10 protein-coding genes and 3 pseudogenes are annotated in these 12,463 nt (G+C 42.3%); all 13 read left to right on the top strand.

Annotated elements, in window-relative coordinates; translation table 11 throughout:
• The first annotated feature begins 761 nt into the window (after nucleotides 1–761).
• The 13 genes and pseudogenes from AC1TPC_RS22590 (at nucleotide 762) to AC1TPC_RS22530 (ending at nucleotide 12,403) form a co-directional block, all read left to right on the top strand.
• Complete coding sequence (locus tag AC1TPC_RS22590) at nucleotides 762–977, top strand: hypothetical protein (protein ID WP_482069050.1); 216 nt, start codon at nucleotides 762–764, stop codon at nucleotides 975–977.
• Nucleotides 978–1,009: 32 nt separating this feature from the next.
• Entirely contained in the window at nucleotides 1,010–2,383 is a 1,374-nt protein-coding gene (locus AC1TPC_RS22585) for a hypothetical protein (protein WP_482069049.1), read from the top strand.
• 122 nt (nucleotides 2,384–2,505) lie between these two features.
• Nucleotides 2,506–3,459: a helix-turn-helix transcriptional regulator gene (locus AC1TPC_RS22580; protein WP_482069048.1), complete on the top strand. Its 954-nt coding sequence runs from the start codon at nucleotides 2,506–2,508 to the stop codon at nucleotides 3,457–3,459.
• A 782-nt stretch (nucleotides 3,460–4,241) separates the two neighbouring features.
• Nucleotides 4,242–4,586, top strand: a pseudogene (locus AC1TPC_RS22575) (response regulator transcription factor); the annotation flags it as partial.
• Between the two features lie 139 nt (nucleotides 4,587–4,725).
• Complete coding sequence (locus AC1TPC_RS22570) at nucleotides 4,726–4,959, top strand: hypothetical protein (protein ID WP_482069047.1); 234 nt, start codon at nucleotides 4,726–4,728, stop codon at nucleotides 4,957–4,959.
• A 192-nt stretch (nucleotides 4,960–5,151) separates the two neighbouring features.
• Nucleotides 5,152–6,072: an ABC transporter substrate-binding protein gene (locus AC1TPC_RS22565; RefSeq protein WP_482069046.1), complete on the top strand. Its 921-nt coding sequence runs from the start codon at nucleotides 5,152–5,154 to the stop codon at nucleotides 6,070–6,072.
• Complete coding sequence (locus tag AC1TPC_RS22560) at nucleotides 6,069–6,209, top strand: UbiD family decarboxylase domain-containing protein (protein WP_482069097.1); 141 nt, start codon at nucleotides 6,069–6,071, stop codon at nucleotides 6,207–6,209. Before AC1TPC_RS22565 ends, AC1TPC_RS22560 begins: the two co-directional genes overlap by 4 nt.
• 25 nt (nucleotides 6,210–6,234) lie before the next feature.
• The gene (locus tag AC1TPC_RS22555) at nucleotides 6,235–6,564 is read left to right on the top strand and encodes a hypothetical protein (protein ID WP_482069045.1); all 330 of its coding nucleotides are present in this window, start codon (nucleotides 6,235–6,237) and stop codon (nucleotides 6,562–6,564) included.
• Nucleotides 6,565–7,230: 666 nt separating this feature from the next.
• Nucleotides 7,231–8,382, top strand: a pseudogene (locus tag AC1TPC_RS22550) (family 8 glycosyl hydrolase); the annotation flags it as partial.
• 51 nt (nucleotides 8,383–8,433) lie between these two features.
• Nucleotides 8,434–9,765: a discoidin domain-containing protein gene (locus AC1TPC_RS22545; RefSeq protein WP_482069096.1), complete on the top strand. Its 1,332-nt coding sequence runs from the start codon at nucleotides 8,434–8,436 to the stop codon at nucleotides 9,763–9,765.
• A 347-nt stretch (nucleotides 9,766–10,112) separates the two neighbouring features.
• The gene (locus tag AC1TPC_RS22540) at nucleotides 10,113–10,766 is read left to right on the top strand and encodes a M48 family metallopeptidase (RefSeq protein WP_482069095.1); all 654 of its coding nucleotides are present in this window, start codon (nucleotides 10,113–10,115) and stop codon (nucleotides 10,764–10,766) included.
• 41 nt (nucleotides 10,767–10,807) lie between these two features.
• Nucleotides 10,808–10,997, top strand: a pseudogene (locus tag AC1TPC_RS22535) (hypothetical protein); the annotation flags it as partial.
• A gap of 311 nt (nucleotides 10,998–11,308) precedes the next feature.
• Nucleotides 11,309–12,403: a HupE/UreJ family protein gene (locus AC1TPC_RS22530; protein ID WP_482069044.1), complete on the top strand. Its 1,095-nt coding sequence runs from the start codon at nucleotides 11,309–11,311 to the stop codon at nucleotides 12,401–12,403.
• Nucleotides 12,404–12,463 lie beyond the last annotated feature (60 nt).

Here is a 12,463-nt window from a genome sequence, read left to right as displayed (position 1 = left end):
ATCACCAAGAGCAAATCGTTTATATTTTGGCTATCGACAATCGCGCTGATAAATATTGATTCAAGTTGGCCTCTCTTAAATGGGAGGTTTTTTCTTGCTAACATATACTCGCTGACAGATTAGTGCCGATAATATGTTATATAATAATGGAATATCCTGTCGAAAAAAGGGATTTCCAAATGATTAAATCATACTCTAACCTGATTCAATAATATAAAATATTTTTAGTTTTTCGGATTGCATTTTGGCTTCCCATAATGTGATGGACTGGATTGGGAATAATAGTTGCTTTATTTCTGAGGACCAAATTGATGTACTCGTAATTAAAATATCATTTTTCAAAGAAAAAGTGTGATTGAGAAAAAAGGAATATGATCGAGAAAAAAAGAGAAATGATCGATTAAAATATGAGAATTAGAAGTCAGGTTTTACAGTTCAGTGTTAATCTCTCTGGTGCGATGTATGCGCTCGCTTTGACTTCTCTTTTAATGCTAACGGTTAGTCTCCAAGATTTTTTTCCTCTTTTCTCTAAACTAGCTACTTCACGCAACCTCCGTCAAATTATTTCTAATAACAATTATTTTTTTGATTGAATGTAAAAAGAATACCCCTAGCCTATTACAGAACAAGTGTTCACTGACAACTAGCTGACTTTTGGATATGAGAAAATGGATTTACAGAAGGCCATGGGGGTTAATTTCATGAATATGAATAGTGCAATGATCTTAATTTTTAGTCTGTACCTAGTGGTGGGATTAATTTTGGCATACCGTTTTATTACGAAAGAAATACATGAGATATTTGATGAAGATCTTAGTGAAGAGGAAGATGTAAACTACATTCGATCCCGAAATGATTTCTATGATGCGCTGCATAATCTTGAGAAAATCGTGGGGAGTAAAGGGTTGATTACGATCTTTTATTTAGGTGGAATGTTATTCTGGCTGCCCATGTGGTTGTACATTCACGTGAAATAGTTACTTAATGAATTTTATAAGGGGTGAATGGCATGCATCCATATATCAAACAGATGATCAAAACCGCGGAACATAATAAAGGAAAGCATCAATTCAATAAGAAGGAACTTATTGAACAATTAAAAATTAAAGCTCAAAACGCAACTTCAAAATCACCAACAGATCAGATTGCTCAAGACCATGACTTGCTAAATAGACAGCAAGAAGATATCCGAGGCTTAAAAAAGCATATCAAGAAATTGGAAAATAGAGTGAACGAACAGGAACAGAAGCTTCAGGCTTCCAAAGCTAAATCCAATAAAGTGGAATTGGAAAATAAATCATTACGTTCTTTTTTATACGAAGCAAAGTTGGAACTAAATAACGAAAAGAAAGCCAGCCTTGAAAAGCAGTCACAATTTGATCGGCTTACTCAAAAATGCAAAGCTCTGGAAGAGACGAACGCTGCTCAAGCTGTTCAAATAGAAAAACTAAAACATGATCTATCGAAGGCGAAATCATTAACAAATACAAATAGTTCTTTGAAACTGAGGAATTCATTAGACCGGCTTAACAAGGTAAACCAAGAGTTATCAAGGGAATTACAAATCGAAAGGGAATTTCGAATGGATCGGGATCAGTTGTCTCTGCTCAAAAATACGATTCGGACACAGGCAGCCTACATACAACAATTGAAACGTTCAAATTCTGGAATGATCTCAGAAGCCAGTATTCAGGAACTATTTGATGCACTGCGGGCAAGGCTTGTCTTGGCAAAGCCGTCGCACAGGGAGATGCTTCTAGATTTATTTAATCGATTAAAGAGAATCAAAAGCAGGTTTCAGGAAGCGCCAAGTTCCATTCAGCCTAGAAACTCGAGTGAAATGTATGGTTACCTTATTAAAACAGGCGAAGATCTTCATTTTTATAACTTAGAAAACGGTGTGTATAAGGTTTGTTCGGGGGAGGGGACATATGAGCCAGACCTTCCTGTTAAGGTTAATATGATTCATGAACATGAGGTTAACATTATTAAGCAGTATAGTTACCATTATGTTCCGAGGACTTCGAGTGCTGCTGGGGTAAGACGGAAAATTCAGCGTACAGATAGCGCAGTTATACCCATTCATTCAACTGAAATGAAAGTTCTTGTCATTGGGTCTAGAAACCGTACTAAATATACAAAGATGCTAACGGATTGTGGATTTCATGTTGAATGGTATGACGGATATGAGGAAAGTCCGGAGGCGTTAAAAAGCAAAAGAAACGGTGCGCAGGTTGTCATTATCTGTACAGGTCACTCACCGCATTTTGTACTCGATTTATTTGAACCTGATGATCCTAGAGTAGAAAAAATTTATCGCGAAAATGGCAACTCCATCTACCATAGGATTCGTTACAACGGGATCAAACAAGGACTTATGTAGAGTTATTCGAATTAGGGGTGAGCAATATGGAAGTCTCATCCACAATTATTGCAGGATTTTAGAACATTAAGTCGAATGTACTAGAATTAGGAAAATAGAACTAATTCAAGGGAGCATTCTCGATGATAGATCAAGTCATTCGATTATTTAAATTGATTAATGCCATACAAGCAAACCCCGGGATAACAGCGAAAGAGCTTGCGGTAAAATGCCAAATAACCGAAAGAACCGTATACAGAGATCTTCGCAACCTGGATCACATTGCTCCGGTCACGAATGAGGGTTATGGGAAAGGGTATACATTTATCGGTAATTTTTCAATGTATCCTCTCAATTTTACGGATCAGGAAGCTATGGTTTTCTCCATGCTGCCTTCTGTCCTAGACCGAAATAAGCTGCCTGACGGATTCGATACGGCTCATGATAAGGTCATGGCTACACATTTAAAAGAAAAATCTCGCAGTAAAGATATTGTTCAGAATATTACGGATGCAATCCAAATGGGTATGCCTGCCTATAAGGAAGAAAATCAGCAGAACTTTCTATTCGATATTTTGCAGGCGATTCTTAGCAACAAAACGATAGAGGCTGTGTACCATACACAAAGCAGAAATACCGAGACCAAGCGCCTGATAGACCCTTACTATTTGGTGCCAAGGGATCAGCGTTTTTATTTGATTGGATTCTGCCATCAAGCCCAGGATATACGGACGTTCAAGCTGAGTCGGTTTCGAGCCGTCGAAGTTTCCAATCAATCGTATGAAAAAGGCGATTTCAGTATTAAGCAGTACTTGAAAAATACGTGGTCCATTGAGCGTGGCGACGATCACATTCACTTTAAAGTGAAGTTCTCCTCGGCAGTCGCTCGTTATATAAAAGAAGAAGAGCTGTTTGTGAGACCGCGTATGAAGGATCTTCAGGATGGCGGCTTGATCTTTGAAGTAACACTGAATCATGACCGAGAATTTCTTAACTGGGTGTATCAATACGGACCCAACGCAGAGATTTTGGAACCCAAATCCTATAGAGAACACATGAAGCAGCAGTTGCAGGAATGGATGAAATTATATAGTTGATGAATTATTGCGAAGTGTAGGTCTCTATTCCCGATCAAGAGGTGAAAGCATGATATCTACAATGATTCAAAATCTTCATGAGAACTTTAGAAATTCCTCGCTAACTAAAAAGGTACTTCTCGCTCCTAGGTTTGCCGACGGACAGCAGTGGCTTCACCAGGTGTGTAAGGCTTATGGGCAGGTATTAAATGTTGAAGTGCAGACGATAAAAAGTTTGGCTTTAAATCAGACTAGGAAGAGGCGTTTGTAGCAAAATGTAACCGAAGGAAGTGAATGTGTGAAAAATTGGAAAATCATAAACTTTTTGTGTATATTATTGGGCATAGCTGAACGGGGCTAACCGCAATTCGAAGGCTTCATATGAATGGTATTTCAAAGGCGACACGGAGAAAATAAAAGTGTATAACGTGAAGCATAACGACGCGGAACTTAGTACGATTACAGCTATCTCATAATTCCATCATGCAAAAGCCAATGATTTGACGCATAATAAGTAAGGGTAAAAGGAATAAGAACTGGAAAGAGCCTTAAGGATCTTGCAATTTTGGAGATCTTTTAAGGCTCTTTTTGTTTCTGAAATGCAATTTATATTGGAAATATACTCGTGAGTATAAGGCAGGCGGCTTCAATTGTGAATGGATGTTTCTCAATGATACAATTGTGAGAATTACTTATGTTGAAACATTCATTTGAAATACACACAAAGTACACAGCCATTCTTTAATTTGAATTATGGGAAGCGATAAAACATAGAGATGCTGGCGGAAGCGGAGTGCAGCCCAATGAAACGAACGATATTGCTGGTTGAAGACGATATGCTTATGCGTGAGGTGATCACGGACTATTTTAAGAAGGAGCAATGGGAAGTGCTTGAAGCGGAGAACGGAAGAATTGCGCTTGACGTATTCGAACAGAACTCCGTTGATTTGGTTGTCCTCGACATTATGATGCCGGAAATCGATGGATGGTCGGTATGCAGGCGCATCAGGGAAAAGTCGGACATCCCGATTATGATCATGACCGCCCGAGCAGAGGATGACGACCACCTGTTGGGGTTTGAGCTTGGCGCCGATGAGTACGTAACGAAGCCTCTGAGTCCAAGAGTACTGGTAGCCCGCGCTAAATCCCGGTGAAGCTGTCTCATCTCCAACAGCCTCTGACGATCCGGACACCGACAAAAAAATCTTAATTGTCATTGACCAGACGGAGAAGCCGATTGAGGGCAACAGCTTCGATTTTACGGTGAAGCAGCTTCCGGAAGGGTTTATGCTGGCCGAAATGCAGTGGGTGTCCAAGGAGAACTTGATCGTCAATTCGGTTCAAGAAGCGATTGAACATGGAGCTAGCGGTGGAGACGGCTTCTATATTAGCGGCGACGGACAATTCTCGGGCTTCTTCTACACGGACGCGATGAAGGGTGAGAAAGGGCAGGTTGTGTTCTTGTTCAAGGATGAGCAAGGCAAGGAGTTAACGTGGAAAAAAGAAATGACGTTGAAGTAACGTCGAAATACATGTAAAGGACCGGCCGTTTAGGCTGGTCCTTTTCCTCATGTCACGTTATCTTACTTGCAGATAATAAAAGTTGTTGACACGGCTATAGGTGTCAAATATATTACATGTAGAAATAGTTGGAATTCATAATCGATTATCGCTATTTGCAATTTTTAAACCAGCAACCAGGAGGAGCCTACAATGAAAAAAGCACTAATCGGTATGATGATTTTGGTCTTGGCAGTGCTAAACGCTTGCAGCTCTTCATCCAAGAACGCAGAATCGGTCGGCGGGATTCCGCCAGCGGATATTGTGATTGGCGGTAAACCGTTCACCGAGCAATTGATTCTGGTAGAAATTATGGCGCAGCTACTGGATGCAAAGACGGATCATCATATTTCCACGAAAGCAGGACTGGGTTTTTCAAATGAACTCATGCAAGCTTTGAAAGACGACGACATTCAGGTTTATGCCGAATATACCGGGACAGGGTACATTAACATCCTGCAAAATGAGCTCCAGTCTGATGACACCTCGGTTACGGTCTATGAGAAAACAAAAAAAGGGTACGAGGAGAAGTATGGACTTACATGGCTGAATCCTATCCAATTCTCCAATACGTTCACCCTGATCATCAAGAAAGAAACAGCGGAAAAATGGAAGGTGAAAACGTTCAGTGATCTGGCTCAGCAGGCGCCGAATATGGTGCTAGGCACCGATGCTCAATTCTTTGAGCGCATAGATGGATTTAAGGGATTGGCGGAAACGTATGGTTTTGAATTCAAGGGCCGCAAGGAAATGGATATCGGAATCGCTTATGAGGCGCTTCAAGACGGCCAAATCGACGTGCTTGTCGGCTACTCAACGGATGGCCGGATTCCCGTGATGGATCTCGTTACTCTAGAAGACGACAAGGGATATTTCCCTCCTTATTTTCCGGCTCCGATTGTTAAACAGGACTTCCTCGCAAAGTATCCGGAGGTAGGCGAGACACTGAACCTGCTTGCAGACAAGCTGGATGAGGTTACGATGGCCGGACTGAACGCCAAAGTAGAGAATGACAAAATGAAGCCAAAGGAAGTCGCCAAGCAGTTCCTTGAAATCATTGGTCTTCTTAAATAAATCATACCGCTGGCCTCATTGTGGCGAAGGATCCGGAAACCGGCAAGCGCAACATGTCGATGAACCGTTTGCTGGTGCTCGGTCCGGACAAGCTGATGATTGGCATGTCGCCGAGCCACCATGTATACCAGTTGTAGGTGAAAGCTATCACGTATCGCAAGGATGCGATCAATCAAGTCATACTTCCTGGAAAAATACCATGAGCACTTCGTGGTGGTCGATGATGATATTCCGATCGACAATCCGATTGAAGTGGAATGGGCAATCGCGGCGAGATGCAGGGCGGAGCAGGATATTATAATCATCCCGGGCGTACGCACGGACCGGGCCGATGCGCTTGTCCATAACGGTACGGTTGCGAAGACAGGCAATTTCGCTTTGCGGCAGCCGACCGCGCTGCCATTGGCGGAAATACCGAACCAGATGATGGAGGAGGTCAAGAGCCAATGGGAAAAAAATACAAGATTCGGGGATAATCTCTTTTTTACGTGAGTATAGAAAACATGGCGCCTATGGAAAAGCCGATTCAGCGAGTCGGCTTTTTTGGTTGTTCATACAGACGCGCTACAATGATAAAATTCAAAAATTTCATTAAGGCGGTGAGTTTCTATGTTATTATTAGGATATTAAATCGATCGGGTTTGGTTGGTTAAATAGAGAGAGTCAAAAATTTAATTGCAAACAATCCATTCCTGAAAAAGCTGGCGTTTGGAGATATCCAATAAAAAAGAAAATAGGGACGGAACTATTTTTACCCATATAAGTTAGTGTAGACATAATTAAAATAGATATGTTACATTTACTAAAAAAAGGATACAAGATTCTTATCTATCATTTGAAGGTTGGTGGCTAAAAGTAACTTGGATGATACAGCTGCGATTTAATCATACCTCGTATCCTCCACTACACTTTTTTCCATAGATTGGTTGCTTTCTGTCGTAAAGTTAAAGCGGTTACATTTTTTATGTTTCTACTACGTAGGAAAGGAGAAATGGATAAAACAGTAGATTGAGGCAGTATAAAAATGAAGGAGGAGATCGAATGTACACATTAAAATCAAACAAAAGTATGATGAAATTAATGGGCCCGATTCTTTTAAGCCTATCCATGCTAGTGACTTTATTGGGTGCTCCTGCTAATTTTCAATCAACAGCTCATGCTGCAGGAGAACAAAAACCGTTCCCTCAGCAAGTTAACTATTCAGGTATCATCAAGCCGAATCATGTTAGCCAATCTTCTATGAATTCTTCCGTTTCTTCGTACTATGATTACTGGAAAACTAAATATGTAAAGAACAACCTGTCATCCCTTCCGGGCGGATACTATGTAAAAGGGGACATTACTGGAAGCGCGGAGGGCTATGAACCGCTCGGTACATCTGAGGGTCAGGGCTTCGGCATGGTGATCACCGTTCTGATGGCCGGACATGACTCTAGCGCAAAGACGATTTACGACGGCATGTTCAAAACGGCTAGAGCATTCAAGAGCTCAGGCAATTCCAACTTGATGGGCTGGGTAGTGGCTGACAGCTCGGGTGCGCAAGGGCATTTCGGCTCCGCAACTGACGGAGATTTGGACATTGCCTATTCCTTGGTTCTTGCTCACAATCAATGGGGCTCAAGCGGAACAATCAATTATTTGTCTGAAGCGATCAAAATGATTAATGCGATTAAATCCAGCAACGTTACGACTAACAATCGCCTTAATCTTGGAGATTGGGATGAAAAGAGCGCATTGAATTCAAGACCGTCCGATTGGATGTTAAGTCATCTGCGCGCGTTCCATGAAGTAACTGGAGATCAAACCTGGATCAATGTGATTAATGGCTTATATACGGCCTATTCGCAGGTCAGCAACAATTACGCTTCGTCAACCGGACTGATTTCCGACTTTATCGTCGACAATCCGGCTAAGCCTGCACCGCAAAATTATTTGGATGAATTCCCAGAGACAAATGAGTTCTATTATAATGCTTCGCGTGTCCCGCTCCGGATTGTTATGGACTACGCTCTTTATGGAGACACAAGAGCAAAAACAATCGCTGACAAAATAGCGGTATGGATTAAAGGCAAAACTGGAGGCTCGCCTTCTCAGGTTAAAGCAGGCTACACATTAAGCGGAACTGCTCTCAACTCTTACGGTGAAGCGGTATTTACGTCACCGATGATCTCCGCAGCAACGACAAGCACTAGCCATCAGGCTTGGGTGAATGCAGGCTGGGATTATATGAAGAGCGCTAAGTCTTCTTACTTTAGCGATTCCTTCAATATGCTTAACCTGCTCTACGTTTCAGGCAACTGGTGGAAGCCGGGAAGCAGCGGCGGACCATCGGATACGCAAGCTCCGACCGCTCCAGGCAGTTTGAATGCAACAACAGCATCCAGCAGCCAAATCAATTTGAGCTGGTCTGCTTCGAGCGACAACGTTGGCGTAACGGGGTACCGCGTTTTCCGCGGCGGCGTTCAAGTTGGCACACCAACTGGCACAACCTTTAACGATACGGGTCTAGCGGCATCCACGGCTTATAGCTACACGGTAAAAGCAGTTGATGCCGCAGGCAATCTATCGGCAAACAGCAGCACAGCAACCGCTACAACAAGTGCAGCTTCAACAGGCTCAAACCTTGCTCTTGGCAAGACGACAGCAGCTAGCTCGGTAGAAGGAGCAGGCTTCGAGGCTTCCAAAGCGACGGACGGCAATTCAACAACAAGATGGGCAAGTATTGAAGGAAGCGACAACCAATGGATTTATGTAGACCTTGGCACAGCTCAAAGCGTTGACCGAGTTAAATTAAACTGGGAGTCTGCTTACGGAAAAGGCTACAAAATTCAAGTATCCAATGATGCAACCACATGGACCGATGTATTTACAACAACAACCGGCAATGGAGCGATTGACGATATTACGTTTACTGCTGCAAACGGTAGATATGTGCGTGTACTAGGTACAGCAAGAGGCACTGCATATGGATATTCACTCTTTGATTTCGAAGTATATGGCAGTGGTGGCGGATCGGCAGATACACAAGCTCCAACCGCACCTGGCAGCCTAACTGCAACAGCAGCATCCAGCAGCCAAATCAACTTAAGCTGGGCAGCTTCGAGCGATAACGTTGGCGTAACGGGATACCGTGTTTTCCGCGGCGGCGTTCAAGTTGGCACACCAACTGGCACAACCTTTAACGATACGGGTCTAACGGCATCCACGGCTTATAGCTACACGGTAAAAGCAATTGATGCTGCGGGCAACCTATCGGCAAACAGCAGCACAGCAACCGCTACAACAAGTGCAGCTTCATCAGGCTCCAATCTTGCTCTAGGCAAGACGACAGCAGCCAGCTCGGTAGAAGGAGCAGGCTTCGAAGCTTCCAAAGCGACGGACGGCAATTCTGCAACAAGATGGGCAAGCATTGAAGGAAGCGACAACCAATGGATTTATGTAGACCTTGGCACATCTCAAAGCGTAAACCGAGTGAAATTAAACTGGGAGGCTGCTTACGGAAAGGGCTACAAAATCCAAGTATCCAATGATGCATCCACATGGACTGATGCATTTACAACAACAACCGGCAATGGAGCGATTGACGATATTACGTTTACTGCTGCAAACGGTAGATATGTGCGTGTACTAGGTACAGCAAGAGGCACTGCATATGGATATTCGCTCTTTGATTTCGAGGTATATGGCTCTTAAAAGCTAACAAGGGGCTGCCCCAGAAGTAGTATGCCCACTGGGAAGATAGCTCGCTTTGAATTGAAATGTTGAAAGTGCGTGAAAAAATAGCGGTACAGGGAGCTATTCCTGTTCCGCTATTTTTCTATTCAGGTCAATGGTTGCTTGCTTCATGAGATTATAGGCTAGCGAAATTCCGTGCGAACACTTTTTGGACAGCCCCTTTTATTTGTTGCTTCCATTATAAACAAAATGTAGTCATGCTAAAATAGAGGAAGAGAAGGGAACCAAGGGGAAGTCCTTGATCCTGCACTCTTTCATCTGTTTTAGTGTGATTTGGAAATAGCCCAATGGAAACGATGGTGTTTATGAAAATTGAGTTTGAAAATCAAACGATAGAATTTAATGTTGAATACGGAAATAGAGGGAAACTGTCCATTCAAATAGACTCTTTAGGCTTTTTAACCGTTAAAGCTCCCAATGCAACAAGTGAAGAGAGTATTATTAGAGCTGTGGAGCATCATGGAAAGAAGATTTTAGAGAAATTAAATGTCCTTGCGGAGGCTCGAAATAAGCCGAAGACTAGAGAATATCAGGATCAAGGAAAGTTTCTCCATCTTGGAAAAGAGTATTATCTACATGAGTTAATCGACACCGGAGAGTTGGACGAAGACGAACTAAAGAAGAATCTTAAGAAATTTTATTTCACAAGCTGTAAGAAGATTATTGGTGAACGAATTAAGATCTATCAAAATCAGTTGAAAGTAAAGCCAAAATCCATTGAAGTAGAAGAGTCGAGGACGAAGTGGGGAAGCTGCAGCTCGAGCAAAAAGCTAACCTTTAATTATCGACTGGCAATGGCTCCAATTGAAGTGATCGATTATGTCATCATTCATGAGCTATGCCATCTGCTTCATATGAATCATGATCGATCATTTTGGAGACGCGTCGGCAGCATTATGCCGGATTATAAAGAAAAGGAAGAGTATTTAGCCAGGCATGGGCAAGCTATGACTCTTTAATCGAAGAAACTTCTGTTAGCGAAAAGCAGAAGTTTCTTTTTTTGAGAAAAGATTTAGTGAATGCGCTCGTCGACCTGCATCCTACGTTTCTGCGTTTTCCTAGCGGCTGTATTTCAGAGGGTTTCTCACGTTTGGGAAAATATTTACGACTGGAAAGAGTCGGTCAACGATATCGAGCTGCGCAAGGAAAACTTTAACGTATGGGGCTACATGATAACGATGGGCATTGGCTTATTCCGTAAACGTGATTGTTTTGGAACTTATTTATTAGGGAGTAAACCATAAAGGACGAATCAGGATAAACCCTGCTTCGTCCTTTTTAACATTCAATCATACAAATGCCACCTTTACAGGAGTCAAACAATGCGAGATGAATGTTTGTTTTTGCCCGTTTCAGGACTGTTCTTTTTGTTTAACTACGATTTTTACACAATTTTATTGCCGATGTTAATATTCCCCTTACAAAAGTGACGCAATATAATACTGTCACTGCCCATGTGGAAGCCAGCTAATAATTCAACATTAGAATGTGAGGACTGAGATTGAAACGATTATCGACAATGATCATGATGGCTGGTTTATCGATATTTTTACTATTCATGTGTTATCCGTCGCATACGCTCGCTCACCCATTGAGCGTAAGCTACAGCACAATAACTCATAACGGTAGCGGTATCGAATTGGCGTATTCTATCGACTTGTTGTCTGTCACTGAATCAACTGATGTGGGTTTATTAGATAGACAAAAGCTACGCGAATCGCAAGATGAAATTAATGAGTGGATTCGTCAAAAAATTGTGCTTAAAGTCGATGGCGTCGAGCAACAAGGACAGTTGACGAGCATGGAGCTTGAAGATAGGCGATCTGAAGGGCTAACGATGGTTAGAGCCATTTATCAATTTTCAGACGTGAAAAGTGGACAAGAAATTAGCTTAGACGATTCCATGTACACAGAAAACAGTCCGAATTATACGAATCTGCTCGTTTTTAAAGAAGGCAACCAAGTTAGTGAAACGGTATTGAAGGGAAGTTCACGACACTGGGAGGTGATGTTGGGAGATCCAGCGGCAGGATCAGGTGGGTCTGGCTCGCACAGCGGTTGGTTTGATTTTCTCTTACTTGGAGCAGAGCATATTCTTACGGGCTACGACCATCTATTGTTTTTGCTGGCGCTGCTTCTGAGAAAACAAAGCTTTAAACAATATGCTGCCATTATAACTGCCTTTACTGTTGCGCACAGTATTACCTTATCCTTGGCGGTAATGGGTATCGTATCGGTTCCGTCTCGCTGGGTTGAAGCTATTATTGCACTTAGTATCTGTTTTGTTGCTGTTGAAAATCTATTTCGCGAAAAAATTTCGCATAGAGCTCTAATTACATTCCTATTCGGCTTATTTCATGGCTTAGGTTTCGCTGGAATATTAGGCGAAATGGAGATTCCAAAATCCCATTTGGCGGTTTCGCTAATAAGCTTCAATGTGGGCATTGAGCTTGTGCAGATTACTTTAGTGTTGTTGCTGCTGCCCCTGTTAAATCTGTGGCAACGCAGCTCCTACCAGAAGTCAGGATTAATAGCAGTGTCGACTGTCATTGCATTAATTGGCGCTTTTTGGTCGATAGAGCGTTTGTTTTTCTAAAAAGATTGATGTATACGCTGGAACCAAACATCAGAAGAAAGATAGAGGTGGAGATAAGGC

The sequence above is a fragment of the Paenibacillus sp. Y280 genome (assembly GCF_056786335.1).
The sequence above is the reverse complement of the archived record's forward strand: the minus strand, read 5'-3'. Positions and strand labels throughout refer to the sequence as shown.